The sequence below is a fragment of the Bartonella elizabethae F9251 = ATCC 49927 genome (genome assembly GCF_000518165.1).
In the GTDB taxonomy this organism is placed as follows: Bacteria; Pseudomonadota; Alphaproteobacteria; order Rhizobiales; family Rhizobiaceae; genus Bartonella; species Bartonella elizabethae.
In genome coordinates this window covers 164,997-182,592 of the sequence record NZ_JADB01000002.1, presented here as the reverse complement: position 1 = coordinate 182,592, position 17,596 = coordinate 164,997, and the positions used below count along the sequence as shown (strand labels likewise).

9 protein-coding genes are annotated in these 17,596 nt (G+C 37.3%); 4 read left to right on the top strand and 5 right to left on the bottom strand.

The features are described 5' to 3' along the window. Nucleotides 1-175 precede the first annotated feature (175 nt). Complete coding sequence (locus tag T429_RS0103190; protein ID WP_005774383.1) at nucleotides 176-823, top strand: non-canonical purine NTP pyrophosphatase; 648 nt, start codon at nucleotides 176-178, stop codon at nucleotides 821-823. Further along, the gene (gene hemW / locus T429_RS0103185) at nucleotides 820-2,019 is read left to right on the top strand and encodes a radical SAM family heme chaperone HemW (RefSeq protein ID WP_005774970.1); all 1,200 of its coding nucleotides are present in this window, start codon (nucleotides 820-822) and stop codon (nucleotides 2,017-2,019) included. The genes T429_RS0103190 and hemW overlap by 4 nt, the downstream gene beginning before the upstream one ends. Nucleotides 2,020-2,447: 428 nt before the next feature. Here hemW and dapE read toward each other — a convergent pair whose 3' ends face one another. From dapE to T429_RS0103170, 3 genes are all read right to left on the bottom strand, one after another. After that, nucleotides 2,448-3,620, bottom strand: coding sequence for a succinyl-diaminopimelate desuccinylase (gene dapE, locus T429_RS0103180; RefSeq protein ID WP_005774969.1), 1,173 nt, complete (start codon nucleotides 3,618-3,620; stop codon nucleotides 2,448-2,450). A gap of 231 nt (nucleotides 3,621-3,851) precedes the next feature. Further along, entirely contained in the window at nucleotides 3,852-4,598 is a 747-nt protein-coding gene (locus T429_RS0103175; protein ID WP_005774380.1) for a M48 family metallopeptidase, read from the bottom strand. A gap of 16 nt (nucleotides 4,599-4,614) precedes the next feature. Further along, nucleotides 4,615-5,397 carry an alpha/beta hydrolase gene (locus tag T429_RS0103170; protein ID WP_005774378.1) on the bottom strand — a complete coding sequence of 261 codons (783 nt, stop codon included), beginning with the start codon at nucleotides 5,395-5,397 and terminating at the stop codon, nucleotides 4,615-4,617. 208 nt (nucleotides 5,398-5,605) lie between these two features. On the opposite strand from T429_RS0103170, the gene infC reads away from it, so the two are divergent. After that, the gene (gene infC / locus T429_RS0103165) at nucleotides 5,606-6,124 is read left to right on the top strand and encodes a translation initiation factor IF-3 (protein WP_005774377.1); all 519 of its coding nucleotides are present in this window, start codon (nucleotides 5,606-5,608) and stop codon (nucleotides 6,122-6,124) included. A 1,526-nt stretch (nucleotides 6,125-7,650) separates the two neighbouring features. After that, entirely contained in the window at nucleotides 7,651-9,417 is a 1,767-nt protein-coding gene (locus T429_RS0103160; RefSeq protein ID WP_005774967.1) for an ABC transporter ATP-binding protein, read from the top strand. 1,501 nt (nucleotides 9,418-10,918) lie between these two features. Here T429_RS0103160 and T429_RS0103150 read toward each other — a convergent pair. Both T429_RS0103150 and T429_RS0103145 read right to left on the bottom strand, forming a co-directional pair. Further along, nucleotides 10,919-15,571 (bottom strand): translocation/assembly module TamB domain-containing protein, encoded by a 4,653-nt coding sequence (locus T429_RS0103150; protein WP_005774966.1) that lies wholly within the window; start codon nucleotides 15,569-15,571, stop codon nucleotides 10,919-10,921. After that, on the bottom strand, nucleotides 15,571-17,535 hold the full coding sequence (locus T429_RS0103145; protein WP_005774965.1) for an autotransporter assembly complex protein TamA: 1,965 nt from the start codon (nucleotides 17,533-17,535) through the stop codon (nucleotides 15,571-15,573). The genes T429_RS0103150 and T429_RS0103145 overlap by 1 nt, the downstream gene beginning before the upstream one ends. Between the last annotated feature and the right edge of the window lie 61 nt (nucleotides 17,536-17,596).

The window sequence follows — 17,596 nt, the reverse complement described above, 5'->3', positions numbered from 1 at the left end:
ATGTCTTTTCAATCGTTTTCTTCACAAAATACGAAAAATTTTTATTTGAATAAAATAACATAAAATGTGTAAAATAACCTTATCATGTGAAATCAGGCAAAATGTGTGTATGTGAGCATTTAAGCTGGTTTTTAGCGCAAAAATAGTTCCCCCTTTCATTTTTGGAGAAATCTATATGAGAAGCATAGTAGATAAAAAACTTGTCATTGCGACGCATAACGCCGGCAAATTACATGAAATCACCACCTTGGTTGCACCTTTCGGTTTAATAATACAATCCGCAAAAGAGCTTGACTTGCCAGAACCAAAAGAAACAGGTACAACATTTGAAGAAAATGCTTATATTAAAGCTTTTGCAGCAGCAAAAAAGACAGGACTTCCTGCCCTCTCTGATGATTCAGGTTTAGAGATTGATGCATTGGATGGTGCACCGAGCATTTATACAGCTGATTGGGCGATTCAAGCCGATGGTACACGTGATTTTCCAAAAGCGATGCAAAAAATAGAAGGTGAACTCCAAAAAGTCGGAGCACGAGAAAAAAGCCAACGAAAATGCCGTTTTATATCCGTCATTTGCATTGCGTGGCCTGATACTCACGCAGATTATTTCCGCGGATACGTTGAAGGGACATTCATTTGGCCGCCACGGGGAGATAAAGGCTTTGGCTTTGATCCTATTTTTTTACCAGATGGATATGAAAATACCTTTGGAGAAATGTCAACAGAGCAAAAACACGGCTGGCAACACAATGGTATTCCCCCTCTTTCACATCGCGCACGAGCTTTTAAACTTTTGGCTGAAAACCTTTTGGCATTCTCATGAATGAACCTTTTGGCATTTATATTCATTGGCCCTTTTGTGCTGCTAAATGTCCCTATTGTGACTTTAATTCACATGTTCGCCTCCATGGTGTTGATCAGCCGCGTTTTGTCACCGCCTTTGAGCGCGAAATAGAAACGCAATATAAAAAAATAGGTCCACGCCATATTACGAGTATTTTTATTGGTGGGGGAACCCCCTCTCTTATGGAGCCGCAAACTGTTGATGCCCTCTTGCAAGCACTTGCAAGAAAGTGGGTACTTGATGATAAAGTTGAAATTACATTGGAGGCTAATCCATCCAGTGTGGAAGCAGAACGTTTTCGCGGATACCGCGCTGCAGGTGTTAATCGCTTATCTCTAGGAATACAAGCGCTCAATGATAAAGCATTGCGCAAACTTGGCCGACTCCATAATGTAGAACAAGCTCTTTATGCTATTGATTTAGCAAGGAAAATTTTTCCACGCTTATCCTTTGATCTTATTTATGCTCGTCCCGAACAAACCCTAGAACAATGGAAATCTGAACTTGTACAAGCCATTGATTTGGCAGCGGACCATCTTTCTCTTTATCAATTGACAATCGAAGAAGGAACCGCTTTTAAACGACTTCATGATGCAGGAAGGCTTATCCTTCCCCCATCAGAGCTCGCAGCAGATCTGTATCATCTTACCCAAGAAATAACAGCTCTGTATGGACTTCCTGCCTATGAAATCTCAAACCATGCCATGCCTGGTGCTGAATCAGCACACAACCTTCTTTATTGGCGTTATCACCAATATGCAGGCTTTGGTCCAGGAGCACACGGTCGTTTTATTGAGAACATACCAAATCATTCTACCTCCTTTTCAAAAACATCTTTATCACACATTGAAAACTATGAACGTTATGTCACTATCAATGAAAAGAATCCCGAACAGTGGCTTGAATTAGTCGAAAAAACAGGGCATGGTTGTATTGAAACAGAACGATTAACTCTTCAGCAACAGGCAAATGAAATGCTCCTCATGGGTTTGCGCCTTTGTGAAGGCTTGGAACTTACACGCTATGAAACCTTAAGTCCAAAACGTATCCCAATAGAAAAACTTATCGATTTACAAAACCAAGAATTGGTTGAAATGGTAAATAACCAACGCTTAAAAGCAACAACCAAAGGACGTATTGTTCTTGATTACGTCATCAGCCAACTTGCAAACTAAAGTTTTTATAGCGACATATTGATTCTAATGATCATCATTATTTTTCATAGCAAAAATGAAACCAAAATATCGTAAAATCTTTTCATTTCAAAACTATTTATAATATATTAATGACAACCATTCACTTACCTCTTAAAGGTAAGGGAATTTTTGGATAAAAATGACTTTTATGAGCATTTTCAATCGCCTAGAACTATCGCAATATTTTGAGATAGAAAATATATGATAGTCTAACTTTCTTTTTTAGAAGCGTAAAGGCGATGGTTCACAGAGCTGAAGGCTTTACGAGCAAAAAATCCAGCCTTAAAGTTGTGCACCACGTACTCTCCACTTGATATATTAACGCCTAAAACGACAATGTTTTATGGAAACAAAAGGGTTCTATGCAAAATAAGATAAAGATATTATTGAACCGAAAAATTATTTCTTTATGCAAAAAAATCAACAATAAAACGCTCATAAATAACTGTGAGCGTTTCCATTGCATCAAGGGCGACACATTCATCCACCATATGCATCGTTTGCCCTGGTAAACCAAATTCAACCACGGGGCAATAATCCTTAATGAATCGTGCATCTGAAGTTCCTCCAGACGTGGAGCATTCTGGCGCACTCCCTGTTACACTTTTAATAGCATTGGATAAAATTTGAATAAGTTTATCATTTTTGGTCAAAAAAACATCCCCTAAACTCGGAATCCATTCAAGCTGATAAGAGGGATATTGACCACTATTATTTTTTGATTGCACCAAAGCAAGGCGCTTTTCAATTTCCCCCATCAAGGTTTCCTTTGTCCAAAGATCATTGTAGCGTACATTAAAACGAATCGTTGTCTGCGCTGGAATAACATTGACTGCCAAATTACCGGTATCGATGGTTGTTAGTTCTAAGTTACTGGGTTGAAAATTCTTTGTCCCTTGATCTAAAGCCGTTTGTGTTAATGCTTGAATAAGCTTACTTGCCAAAGGCAAAGGATTAGCAGCCCGCTCTGGAAAAGCAACATGACCTTGGCGACCTTTCACGGTAATGATACCAGAAATCGAACCGCGGCGCCCAATTTTGATAACATCACCAACAGCCTTTACGCTTGTTGGTTCTCCCACAAGAGCCGCAGTCCATTTTTCGCCTTTTTTTTCTGCCCATTTGAGAAGTTTTACCGTACCATTAATAGCAGGCCCCTCTTCATCCCCAGTAATCAAAAGGCTTATCGTTCCTTTAATGGATTTTTTCTCAAGAACGCGCGCGAGAGCCGCAATAAAACAGGCGATACCGCCTTTCATATCAACAGCACCCCGCCCATATAATTTTCCCTGATCTATAACAGCTTCAAAAGGTGGATAAGTCCAATCTTCTAATGCACCTGGCGGTACAACATCCGTATGACCCGCAAACATAAGATGGGGTCCTTCGTTTCCCATTTTTGCATAAAGATTTTCAACATTATCTGTATTTTTATCCGTAAAAATAGGGCGCTCAACATGAAATCCCATTTTTTTCAAAAATTGTTCCAACGTTGATAAAGCCCCTGCTTCATGAGGTGTAACAGAAGGACAACGAATCAGTGCCTGTAATAGCTGAAGCGGATCTGTAAGAACAGACATAAAAACCCCTTCCCATTTGTTATAAATTATCGGAACTTAAGGGTATTACGCTGAATAGCAAAAAAGATAAAGTAAAAACATTGAAGACACTCAGCAAACCAAGCAGGGGAGGACAATCGTGCTGAGAGCTTCAATGGCTTCCTCATCATGCATGACGAAGCACACACACAACGAAACGCTCAACAAAAAGTTCCGTTAAATATTGCTCTCATTTGCAAATTTGCAAATTTTTTACGCCTCTAATTTATATGAATCAAAATTAATGGCGTGTAGTCTATGGGCATTTTCTTTCAACCAAGCACGATACGTTTTACTATCAGGGCAAAGTTTCTCACAAAGAGCCCAAAATCTTGGTCCATGATTCATTTCAACAAGATGAGCAACTTCATGAGCGACAACATACTCAACAACTTCTTTTGGAGCCATAATAAGGCGCCAAGAAAAAGAAAGACGCTTATCGATGGAACAAGATCCCCAACGACTTCTCGTGTCTTTATAGCAAATGGATTTAACTTTCCGCTCTACCTGATGAGCATAATGTGCCACCAAAGGTGTTATAATAAGTGCTGCTTGTTTTTTTAAAACATCAGCAATGCGTCTTGGAAGATATTCTAATTGACCATAAACAATAATTTGAGGACCTTTCTCTGCATTTACTGTAATGATTTCTGTTACTCCACGTCCTTGCTCATGCTTTATGGTATGGGAAACACCTAAAAAAGGAATTGTTGCCCCCTCTTTGAGATAGGTATTTTCATGAGAAATTTGTATACGCGTAAGGCGTGTCTCAATCCAAGACCGATGTTTTTCAATAAAACTTTCAACCGTACAGAGATTTATCGCTGGTGGTGTTGTTATACAAATCTCTTGATTTCTGGCATCAATACGTAAGGTAAGACGGCGCACGTGCCTATTTTCTCGCAGGCGTATAGGGATAGCACGATCAGAAAAAATAAAATGCTTTTCAGAAATGCTCATCTATTTATCTTCATCATCAATAATTTGTATTAATCTGATTAATTATAGATCTCAAGGCTGTTTCTAGACAATCTAAATCCTGTGGACGAGAAAAACGGTGATCTGCATCACGTACAAGTGTCAATGTTACGTCATGGAGAGGTAAATGATCAAGTAAAGTTAATGTATGCTGATAGGGTATCTTATCATCTTCCATTCCTTGCAGAATATGAACTGGACAGCCAACATCAATACATCCTCTCATGACACAATTTTCGCGTCCATCTTCAATCAATTTTTTTGTAAAGGGCATCGGCTCCTCATCACCAACAGCGGGGCGTTCAATATAGCCTTTTTCTTCCAAAATTTTCCATTCTTCAGGGCCTAATTCTGGTTCCACCAATGTTTGTGTAAAATCAGGCGCTGGAGCAATTAATATCATACCAGCGAGCTTCTTATTTTTCTGCGCTAGCATCATAGCAAGCCTTAAAGCAATCCACCCCCCCATAGAGGAACCAACCAAAATTTGCGGCCCCTCACAATAGGTTTCAAAAGTTGCTAAACTTTCGCTCACCCACCGTGAAATTGTTCCTTGAAAAAAATCTCCTTTAGATTCCCCATGGCCAGAGTAATCAAAACGTAAACAAGACAAATCATGCTTTTGAGCAAACTGATCAATCAACATCGCCTTACTTCCCAACATATCGGATTGATAGCCATGAAGCCAAACCAAACCTGGAGAGTGGCGCCCTTTGCGATGGCGTACTGCAAGAGCAGTGTCCTCAAATGAAAAAAACTGGCAAGGAATATTTTCATTCATGATTCTTTTCCTCCATAAAACAATTTCTTTAAATCAAGTTCTTTAAATCAAGAGAAAAACTTTTATAATCTAAATCACTTAAAAAAGTAACAAATCAAATAATGAAACAGACACGAATTATAGTTGTTTTTATGTGCATAATTGTATATTAAATTAATCGTAGTTGAATCAGAATTAAGGAGCATAAGCCATTCGTAAACCATTTAAAATGACACCTAACCAAAAGGATGGACCACGTTCAAATCAGGATATTCGGGTGCCTCATGTGCAGCTTATTAATGATGAGGGACAACATCAGGGAGTCGTTGCGATACAAGAGGCTCTTGCTATGGCCGCAGAAGCTGGACTTGATTTGGTTGAAATTGTACCAAATGCGGAACCACCCGTATGTAAAATCATCGATTTGGGCAAATTAAAGTATCAAACTCAAAAAAAAGCTGCAGAGACACGTAAAAAACAAAAAGTTATCGAAATCAAAGAGATTAAGATGCGTCCGAATGTTGATGTTCATGATTATGGAGTCAAGCTCAGGGCTGTCCACCGCTTTATCGATCATGGTGATAAAGTAAAGATTACTTTGCGTTTTCGTGGTCGTGAGATGGCTCACCAAGATCTTGGATTAAAACTTCTTCAGCGCGTGAAAGAAGATACAAGTGAAATTGCCAAGATTGAATTGGAGCCAAAACTTGAAGGGCGGCAAATAATGATGGTGATAGCACCTAAATAACTTTTCTTTGAAATAATATTTATGTGCAACTTATCAAAATGAGCGGAGGGGTATCATTTAGAAGCACTACAGTAGGTTTTTGTGGTGCTTTTAAGGTTTTATAAATGTGTATAAATCCTTTTAAGAGTTTAATAGTGCGTTCTCGATTTATAAGAACAATTCACTATTTCGCATATTCAATGAGAGAGCGCAGACATTCTAAGATTTTCTCATTTCGAGCTTTCTTATTCATGGAACCCATGCAAAAAATCATTTTCTTGTACATCACAAACAGAGATAATGCATAAAACATTAAAATTTTTTGTGAACCATTTCAAATGCCAAAACCTATAACAATATGGAAACTGGTAAAGAAATGATAGGATGTTAATTTAAACTTTCGCAATCATAAAGATAATGGTGCCCATTAGGACGATCATTCTCATCTGTTACTTGTAATAGCAACATACTGATTTGTAAAAATAATTCATTGTTTTGCATATTGAATAAGAGTCCCGAAGATTGTAGGATTCTTTCATTTCAAATCTGTTTCATGTTGAATCAATCAAGATCACTTGCTTATACATTACAAATGGAGAAGCATGCGTGAATAAAGACTATACAAAAAAAGAGTAAAAATGCCTCTCATAAATCGTCTCGAGTACCAGCGGTTATCGCTACACGCACGAGCTATCAAAGTGTGTGATGGTGCCCCAGCTTATTCCTTCATAAGCTTAAAAGATGGGAGACTTAATAACAACACTTTACCAAACAGTATTCAATAAACCAGAGAATAAGCCCGTACTTATTTTTCCAAATAAAAGATCATCTGTTTATTACAACTTTCCCCTTATTATCAACTCTATTGTCAGAATTCTCAGAAACTTTAGCCACTATCTCTTTTAAAGATAGATCGTTTTGTTGGTTCACCACAAAAGCTTTTAAAAATTTTTTATTCCTTTGGTTTTAACCTAATCTTCTGAATGTCGTAGGATAAAGCAGATACGCAATGTTATAGAATGTAAATAATGTATTTTTAAATGCTCAAAGCATGAAAATTTCCTTGTGCGATATTTTACATAGAGTGGAATAAAATAACATATTCATTAATAATGGATAATTTATATTTCTTCTCATCGAATAAGAAAAACGAATATTGTAGGATTCTATCATTTCAAATTTTTTAATATGAAATCAAACGAAAATACTCACTCGTGCATCATAAGGGATATGATGTGTATAGAAAGAAATCATTATCCTTTTATAAAACTTTTCAAGCGATTAGGGGAGACTGTTGCAACATGCGAATGCCAATAGAGTGATGGTATCAGCTTATATCTTATAGATGGCGGTGTCTATATCTTATATGAATTAATAGCGGAGTACAGACCATTTCTGAAGAATTTCACGTTATACGAAATGTTATCGCATGAAGGAGTATGGCGCACATTGAAAGAAGAAGGCTCTTTTTGTAAAAAAGATTAAGGAGCTTTAATTAAGAGCGCTTCAATCTTGCATAAAACAACAAGAAAATATAGAAGCACTTCATGGACAAAAAAAAACTTTCCTCTTTTGATAAACATCTTATTATCCGCCTTTTGCGAGAAAACTTTCATAAACATGCGCGTTGGTACAGTGCAGCGATTATTTCAATGATCATCATTTCCTGCACAACGGCAACCAGTGCATGGATTATGCGTGATGTTGTTAATTATATTGTTGATGCGCAAAATTTTACTATGATCGTTGTGACTTCTAGCTTCATTGCTTTTATCTTTATTCTTAAAGGAATTGCAACTTTTGCCCAAACTTACTTCTTAAGCAAAGCAGGCAACAGTATCATTGCTGAACAACAGCGCAAAATTTATGCACGCCTTATGGAACAAGGTGTCTCTTTTTATCACAATAATACGTCATCTGATCTGCTTGTTCGCGTGACCCATAATGCAACAGCTGTGCGTAATATCATTGATACGATTATCACAACTTTTGTACGTGATTTGCTTTCCGTTAGCGGTTTGTTGCTTGTCATGTTCATTCAAAATTTTGTGTTAATCTCCATTACTTTAATCGTAGGACCACTGGCTTTTTTAGGTGTTCGAATGGCTTTAAAACGTGTTCGCCGCCTTATGGAAAAAGAACTTCTTTCACTTGGTGAAATTATCAAAATCGTCCAGGAAACGGCTGTTGGTATTCGAGTCATTAAGGCTTTTTCACTAGAAGAAGTCATGAAAAAAAGGATGGACAAAGCCATTTGTGATGTTGAAAAACAAACAAACAATATTGCAACACTTGAAGCGATTACCAATCCGATTATGGAAACACTCACAGGTGTCGCCATTGCCGGTATTATCTGTTTTTCCGGTTACCTTGCAACCCAACGCGCAGGTGTTCAAGGGGAATTTATGTCCTTTATTGTTGCTTTACTTTTAACTTATGAACCCGCAAAAAGACTAGCAAATGTCCGTGTCAAAATTGAATCTGGCTTGGTCAATATCCGTACAATGTTTGAAATACTCGATCGTCCCCTTACAGTTATAGAACATAAAGAAGCTAAAGATCTGAATAAAACGCAAGGAGCTATTCATTTCGAGAATGTTTCTTTTGCATACACTGATAACAAAATGGTATTAAAAGACTTCAATCTAGAAATAGAAGCTGGAAAAATGACAGCGTTGGTAGGACCATCTGGTTCGGGAAAATCAACCCTTATCAATCTTATTATGCGCCTCTATGACCCTACAAAAGGACGCATACTGATTAACGATCAAGACATCCGCTACACAACATTTCGTTCTCTGAGAAACCTGATGGCCTATGTAGGGCAAGATACTTTTCTCTTTCAAGGAACCGTTAAATATAATATTGGGCTTGGAAAAGAAGGTGCTCGTGATGACGAAATTATCGCAGCAGCAAAAGCAGCAAATGCTCATGATTTTATTATGAATTTGCCAAATGGTTATGATACACAGATAGGCGATAATGGTTGTAATCTTTCGGGGGGACAAAAACAACGCCTTGCTATTGCTAGAGCAATGATTCACGATAGTGAAATTCTGATTCTTGATGAAGCAACAAGCGCTCTTGATTCACACACCGAAGCACAAATCAATGAAGCCATTCATCACCTTACCGAAGGGCGCACAACGATCATTATTGCACATCGTCTTTCAACGATTGCTCGTGCTCATAAAATTGTGGTCATACAAAATGGACAACTAATTGAACAAGGAACTCAGAAAGAATTACTCGCAAAAGAACATGGGTTTTATAAAAAACTTCATAATATCCAGTTCAAAAAGCACACGTCTTAATTTCTAGGTATTTAAAGAAGATTTAAAGTAAAAAATGGATAGAAGCTAACGTTCCACTTGTAAAAACAGAATTACCAAGGGAGAGTATTATTTCAATTAAGAATTGGCAAAAAATTTATGGTTTATCGAAAAAAAACTTCTTGGATTTAGATGAAAGACTTTTCTTTATATTTTGTTGAATGCTATTGATTTTTAATCATGCAATGAAAACAAAAATCTTCTTCTCTTTTTAAGAAAATGATGAAAAATTCTTAAATTTTACCAATCCTAAAAAGAGGATACCATCAGAAAAAATTTCCACGAAGGATAAACAATCTAGGTTGATGCCATCTTTATCCATATTTATCTCTACGCTAACAATTTTTTCCTCTTCACACCTTAAAAAGACGAAGATTCCTCCTCAATCTAATTTATAGACAATACAGATTCTTATTGAATTCATTCCACCCGATAATGACTTATGTGATTCACGTATACAAGGCTCAACGAATAAGAGACCACCCCTAACTATACATCCACATACTTTCAAAATACTTGGTCAAAGGCTACACACCTTACTATCACTATCCCTAAAATGACTGTCTTCTATAGCGCAACAAATAAGCTATCAATTACAAAAAAATGTGCTGCAAATTATAGATACACTCAGCGTAAAAGAAAAAGATTTAAAAAATAAGAAAGGATTTATTCTAAGACTTTTGACTATTGTAGATTGCTTTAACTGCGTTTGAACATAAAATCGATATTTTATAAATTCTATGCTTGCCTCATGCTTTTGTCTATCGCGTTCTTTAATGAGCGCACGTCCTTCATGTAAAACAGAATAGCATTCTGTTGCAAATTCACCGGCTTGTTTTAAAGAGACGTCTCTCAAATATTCTCCCAAACTCATTTCGCGACAACATCCCTGAAATTGTATAACGATAAATCCATTTGGGCACCTCCATCTTTACGCTCATGGGATAACAAGCCAGCACCCTTCACACATTTTATCAGCTCGTGGGTATTGCGACAGCCCTTAGTTCTCGAGATGCTTGATAAGAAGCATTTTGAAGCATTTCTTAACCGTTTTTACCACGCAGACTTCTCCACTTGTAATATACAAAAAATGGTTTTGATTGCTTTAATATCAGAGAGATTTGCAATGAGAATAGCTTACGGCATTCAAAGTTTTAATTCAAGATGAATAAAGATAAATTAACTTTATAAATCAATATGTTGCATACAATACACTCTTTAGTCAACTGCATGGAATGGGCTTGAGAATGAGGTTTAAGTATTTTTCTAAAATCACTATAAATCAGCAAAATAATATGCTCTCTTTCATGAAGATTTTGTCTCTTTAGAGACTGTCATAAACAAAAAATAAATTATTTTAGATCGTTCTCTTAACACCGCAATAAAATACTTCTCCTTTGAGTATATTTCTACTCTAAGCTCCCTTCCCAACCTTATAAATGAGAGAGAAAAAATAAAGAACTTTTTTTTAAAACATTAATCTTTAGTAGTCTTTTTCATAAAAGAGACCAATACTCGAATTTTGTTCATTTCCTATAGCACCTTTAGCTTTGAGATGACGCGAAATATCCAAATTAATTGTCCCTTTCGTCATTCCATCAGATCCTGCTTCAAAGCCTAAATAAATGTTATTGTGTATGTAGCGTCCAACACGTAAGCCTGTATTTCCCTTTTCATTAACGATAACATCAAGATCATCAAGCCCAATTTTAGTTCGTAAAGTGTTCAACAAAGATGTATTAGAACCCCCTGCAAGATCAGCTGCTGCTGCCGCAAGTTGAGCAATCTGAAATGGTGATAATTCATTAAGAGAGCGATTAAAAATCAAACGCGCCAAAATCTCATCCTGTGGCAAATTCGGTTGTGAAGAAAAATTAATATCAAGATTATCAATCGTTCCACTTACAGTTACAGTGACGCGAATGTCACCACTGGTATTGTTGGTTACAAAATAAACTGTAGGATTAAGATTACCGCTAAAACTCGCTTGTCCTTGATCAAAATTAAGACGTTGTGAAAGAATATCAAAACGTCCACGAATCATTCTAAACTCACCCACTGGATGCACATCATTTAATGAACCTGCTAAATTAATGCGCCCTCCCAGTTCGGCATCTAACCCTTTTCCCCGTACAAAAAATTGATTGCGTGCTGTAATACGCATATTTGATAACACAACAGATGATGATTCTTCTGTGGTACTAGGACTTTTATTCGTGCTCTTAACATCAGCACGTTCAAGTGTTGTTTGAATTGGCTTTGTTAAATTCTTGTTTTTGACATCAAGAAACTTAGCATTTTGAAAATGATCAGGAACAATAATTTCAGCCTTTTCAACAATGATATCTCCACCAATAACAAGATCACTGAGAAAATGACCTGTCATTGTCATCTCACCTGACAATGTTGCAAGAATCATAGAACCATCATTATAATTGGCATTATCAAGATGAAAGATCAAATCTGTCTCTAGATCATTAGAAATACGACCTGAAGCAGAAATCCCCCCTCCTTCAGATGAAGAAGCTGAAGCTTTCTCTATAAGAATATGATCGCCATTTAATTTGCCTTCAAGCGTTATATTATTCAATCCTACATGGGTTTTTGAATCTAAAAAGCTACCATCGGCTATAGAAATATTTCCAACAAATTGTGGCTTTGATAACGCACCATTAAGAACTGTATCAACTCTTGCTGTACCCGTTATATATGCACCACGCTTAGCTAATAAGAGATTAACAAAATCAAGAGGCATTATTCCTTTAACCTTTAATTTTGCCTCTGAACCATTAAGAGAAACAGGCCCATGAATGGAAAGATCTAATCCTTTATCTCCAGTTGCTATCATATTTTCAATATGCAATGTCGATTTTTTATAAGAACCACGAGTATTTATATTGATTAACATCGGTCCTTTATGCGTCATAGTGGTTAAACTTTGACTAGAAAGCTCAAAATGAGCCGATGGATCCTTCATTGTCCCACCAATATCAATTTTTCCTATCACCGTCCCATCAAGCGCTTGTCCTGCAATAAAGCTATTCGCCAAACGTGCAGATAAATTTTGCAAATTAATATGGAGATCAAGTTTGTCTTTCTCTAAAGATACCAGCCCTTGAGCTTGTGCTTGTACTCCTTCTCCTGTTAAACTTGCATTCAAAGTAAGGTTTTGATCTAAGGTTTTTCCCGTAGCAGAAAGCGAAAAAGGCATAATTTTTTTATCTTGAAGAGCAACGGTTGTCAGTCCTTCACCTTTTATATCGTAGGTTATATCAGGTTTTTTAAAATGACCACGAATCATAACCTTTCCTGTTACACTGCCTGATGCTCCAAGATCGGATTTCCACAGATTGGCTAAAGTAGCAGGAAGAGAATCCACGGTAAGTTGCAAATTCAGGGTATCTTGAATATTCCCCGCAAGGGTCATTTTACCGCCATTTATTGCAATTCCTAATTCATTGATTGTTATCCCATCTTGATCAAAAACAATGATTGACGGTTTCGGCAATGTTGCATGAAAATGGTGTTGTTTTAAATCTACGGTTTCAATTTGTACTTCTCGTTTTATGCCTTTTGGAAGTTCTACACCCATTACTCGACCTGAAAGCTGAGCATTAAGAGCATCATGAAACATAGCTTGGACAGTAAAAACCGTTTGTTCATTATTTCTATTGGCCTGAGCTTTTAAACGATTAACCATTATCAAAGGAGTTTGGATATGTTCTGCATTGATAACACCTTCAAACTGAGTTGTGCCAAAAGGATCAAATATGTCGGCATCTATTGCCAGTTTTTTTATTTTATTCTTGGCAAAATTCAAATGGTTAACATGCGCCTTCACATGGGCTTTTTGTCTGCCATGTTGTTCATCAAAAATAAAATCTCCTTTTACTTCTCCACTACCATCCTGCAAAAATAACGCTGAAAGCACTGAAATATCATCGGCATCAATATGCAGCGCTCCTTTCAAAAAACCTCCAAATTGTTGAGAAAGATCACCCGTTATTTTTGCACTTCCCCCTTTAATATCAATATTCTCAAGTTTTCGAATCTTATGAGAATCCTTAAAAGAAGCAGATAAATGCAGAGGTTTATGAGCAAAAACTCCTTCACCTTTTACAACCCCTGTTAAAGAAGTAACCGGTGCTGTATTATCTACAAGTGCCTTTATGTTAAGTGTTGTGTTTTGAAGCTTCTTCCCCATAACGAACGCTTCAGCAACATGAGCATTTGTATTGAGCTTTATATGACTATTACGCCCTCTTGCTGTCCCTTGAATTGTAAGTGCACCGCTTATCTTCGGATCTAATTTGGCGAGATCAGATATTTGAGCAGATAAGTCCATTTTAGCGTCTTCATCCGAAAAATAACCATTAGCTTTTATGTTTGTATATTGATTTTTCAAATTCAAATGACGTAAAATGAAGCCCATCGTATTGTGAGCAATACCACCTGAAAGAGTGATATTTCCTTTGAATAAACGATTAAAAGGCTGCACACCTATTTTCATATTGTCAGCCATTCCTGATAATTTTAAATCAAAAATGCCACTCAATAAGCCAATCGTTCCTTTGGCTTTAATATCTGCACTGCCAGAGAGGGGGTGTTTACTGAATACTTCTAAAGGACCTAGTGTTTGGGCTTTTAACCCAAGATCACCTTTAAAAATAAAATTCTCCATTGTCCCTTTTAACCAAGAAGAAAAACCCTGAGACGTAACACTAAGATCATGAATCAAAATTGGTTTATTCGCAACAATATCCGTATCTAAATACATATGAACTGCTTGGCTTAAGTCTTCTATGCCCCCTCCCTTAATCTTTTTAACCCCTTGAAGCGTTCCATTAACCTGAACACCAACATGACGAGAAGCCGCATTATCAAGATTTTCGCTTACTCCCCCCATATCAAAAACCGCATCGCGAATATAAATATTTTTATTGCTAAAATGATGGACAACCAGCCGCCCATTCCAAGATGGTTGTCCTTCGCGACCATAGTCAATGTTCAAAGCAAGAGTATTCGCAGGTTTTGGCCTCTCTGATATGGGCAAATGAACAAACTCCTTTTCGTTATCAAGAGCCATTTTGCCATCAATAAAAAGCTGCCGCAAAAATCCATCGGCGGTTATTTCACCATTGGCGACAACATTCATTGCGTTGCTCTGAAGAACCATCTGATCAAGGTGGGTCACCCCCTCTCTTGTCCTTCTTGCCTCTGCTTTTAATATCATATCAGATGCGAAGAGATGACGATATTGAGAAGGTATTAAAGGATCCAATCTACCCTCTATTTTCGTAGAAAAACTGTGTCCTTCTGAAACACTTGCAAAAATAATATGACCATCTAAAATAGAGTGATGATCGGATTCTAAAGAAAGTTTGATAACCAAATCATCAAAAGTACCCTCACCTTTAATCGCGAGATTCAATGCTGGGCGTTTTTCCATGTTAAAAACATTCGCCAAAATACCATTTTGCGGTTCATCAGCAGAGATATCAATGTGAGCTGTACGATTGTTCTCTGATATCTTGGTAACAACAGAAAAAGACCCCAGTGCATCTAAACGATGCGCCACCATATCAATATTAAAATGACCATTCGCCAAAGTGAAATTGCCTGCCAAGGACATATCAGCAGAAAAACCAAAAAGATTCTGCTCAAACGTCACATGTTGAGCTGTAAGTCTATTGATCGAAAGAGCAAGCGGCAATTTTGGTAAAGAAAACTTACCTGTCTCAAGGGAAGAAATAAGAGAAGAATTGCCTTGTGGTTTGCGTAAAAACGTAATCTGTTCTGCCGAAAGCTGATTAATATCCATCCGCCCTCTTAGCAAGGCTAGACGATTCCAATCCATTTTGGCATTGGTAATTTTAAGCCAAATCCCCTTTTTATCACTGACAGTAATCGCATCAATTGATGTTTGAGAAGATAGCGCTCCTTGCATATTGTGTAAGCGAACTTGACGATTAGGCGCTGAAAGCTTGCTTTCAATTAAAGAAACAAACCATGAACGATCATCTGCTGTCTCTTCGCTAGAAGGAAGACGGTCTTCTCTTTGTGCAAGAACAAAACCACCGACCAAAAAAAACACAAATCCAAAGAAGAAAGCTGATAAACGTACACTTTTTTTCATTAAAATGCTTGTCCTATACCCACATAAAAACCAATGCGAGGATCACCCTGTTCTCTTTTTAAAGGAAAGGCTAAATCAACACGTAAAGGACCAAGACCTGTCATATAGCGACCTCCAATACCAGCTCCCCATTTAATTTTTTGAGAAAAATCAAATTTCGCCTTTTCCCCTACGAGACCTCCATCAAGAAAACTGACAAATCCTATTTTATCATTTAAAGAAACACGCAATTCTGCCGATCCCTCAATAAGCGCCCGTCCGCCAACAATCGCATCATTTTCTGTTTTAATACCAATATTACGATAAGCATAACCACGAACAGAGCCACCACCACCGGCAAAAAAGAGCGTATCCGCAGGGACTTGTGCTGTATTATTGCCAAGAATTGTACCAAGCTTTGCCCGCGCAGCAAAAACAAAACGATCCCCTTCATCCAACGCCCAATAAGAACGGCCTTCTGCCGTTACTTTTGCAACAAAATTGCTAAAACGCATCTCATAAAAAGGCTCAATGAGAACTTCACCATATAAACCTTTTGTTGCATTAAACTTATTATTACGACTATCATAAATCAAACCGCTCGGGAAACCAATTGTTGTAAAATTACGGCTTCCAAAATAGATATCACGTGAGTAACCATTTGAAACTTCTATAGCAGCCTGTCCCGATAGGTTACTATTGAAAATATGCGTAATCCCTAATTTCCCTTTGATGGCTTTTGTTGTGTAATTTTCCAGAACATCTTGCTGTATTTTTAATTCTGACCTGAGATCTGTATCAGGTGTGAGTACACCGGGTTTTATAAACGTACCACCGAAAAGATAATCAAAATTTTTAAAATTATATGATTGCTTTTTGTTGCTGCCAACACCACTTATTTTTGTTTCAATTTTAAGGACTTCTGCATGACCAAAAAGATTGTTATGCATCCAATAAGCTTCAAAACCAGCACCATCTAATGTTGAATAACTACCCCCTACACCAAAACGACGCGGTTTACGTTCTTGTACAATAAGCATAAGCGGTAAACTGCCATCTGGGTTAATGGTATCAGCCTCACGGATATTGATAGCACGAAAAACACCAAGGCGTGCAAGACGTTCATTTGCCTTAGCTAACGCATCGGAATCGTATTTTTGGCCTGGTTTCAATCCGGTCATCCATGCAATATAAGCTGAATCGACACGTGGTTTCTTACTTATATTACGGACACTTAAAGGACCATAATGAGCCTTTTGTCCAGGATCAACAACAATCCTTCCTTCAATACGCAACGCAGCATGATCAGCCACAATCTCACTTTTTATAATTTTAGCTTTTGCATAACCTTGTTGACGCCATCCTTCTACCGCCCATTTTTCTGCTTTCAAAATGGTTTCAGATTTGGCAATAGCTCCAACTTTATAGCCCAATTCTTCAATTGTAGGCATTTTATGCGCTTTACGCTTTTCAGGAGGCGCTACTTTATCAATACTCGCAATACTGAAAACATATTGTGGACCAGCATTAATCGTAATGACGATATTGGATTGTGTTGGAAGTTGCGTTACCGGACTTAAATCAGCGGCTTCTAAACCATTAATTTTAATACTAATAACACCACCATAGCGCCCATCAGCATAAAGAGCAGAAAGAATAGCACGATAATCTGAACGCGCTTTGGCTAACAAACCAGAAGAACTCGCAGATGCTTTCTCTTTATCTGCAAAAAGAGAAGAGACAGATTTAACTATTTTTATGCCCTCCGATGGTGCCCCTGGTGGTGTAACAATATCAACTTTGTAAAATCTCTCTGTACTTTTAACAGAGTGTGAAGAAGAATTCGTTTTCTTTTGACCAAAAAGAGGGAGGCCGAAAAAATCAAACGCAGCAAGGGGCTGTGGAAAAGCAAAAGCGAAACACAAGCCTATAAATACACAGCGCACAGTTCCTGATTTTAACAAAATTCTTGCTTGGTATACCATAAATCAGATACCTTTAATACACTTTGCATCTACTACACTTTAAATAATATAAAATAAAAAA

Excerpts from the sequence above, each read along its gene's own strand:
- T429_RS0103190 (WP_005774383.1), top strand. The coding sequence starts at position 176 with ATGAGAAGCATAGTAGATAAAAAACTTGTCATTGCGACGCATAACGCC.
- hemW (WP_005774970.1), top strand. The coding sequence starts at position 820 with ATGAATGAACCTTTTGGCATTTATATTCATTGGCCCTTTTGTGCTGCT.
- dapE (WP_005774969.1), bottom strand. The coding sequence starts at position 3,620 with ATGTCTGTTCTTACAGATCCGCTTCAGCTATTACAGGCACTGATTCGT.
- T429_RS0103175 (WP_005774380.1), bottom strand. The coding sequence starts at position 4,598 with ATGAGCATTTCTGAAAAGCATTTTATTTTTTCTGATCGTGCTATCCCT.
- T429_RS0103170 (WP_005774378.1), bottom strand. The coding sequence starts at position 5,397 with ATGAATGAAAATATTCCTTGCCAGTTTTTTTCATTTGAGGACACTGCT.
- infC (WP_005774377.1), top strand. The coding sequence starts at position 5,606 with ATGACACCTAACCAAAAGGATGGACCACGTTCAAATCAGGATATTCGG.
- T429_RS0103160 (WP_005774967.1), top strand. The coding sequence starts at position 7,651 with ATGGACAAAAAAAAACTTTCCTCTTTTGATAAACATCTTATTATCCGC.
- T429_RS0103150 (WP_005774966.1), bottom strand. The coding sequence starts at position 15,571 with ATGAAAAAAAGTGTACGTTTATCAGCTTTCTTCTTTGGATTTGTGTTT.
- T429_RS0103145 (WP_005774965.1), bottom strand. The coding sequence starts at position 17,535 with ATGGTATACCAAGCAAGAATTTTGTTAAAATCAGGAACTGTGCGCTGT.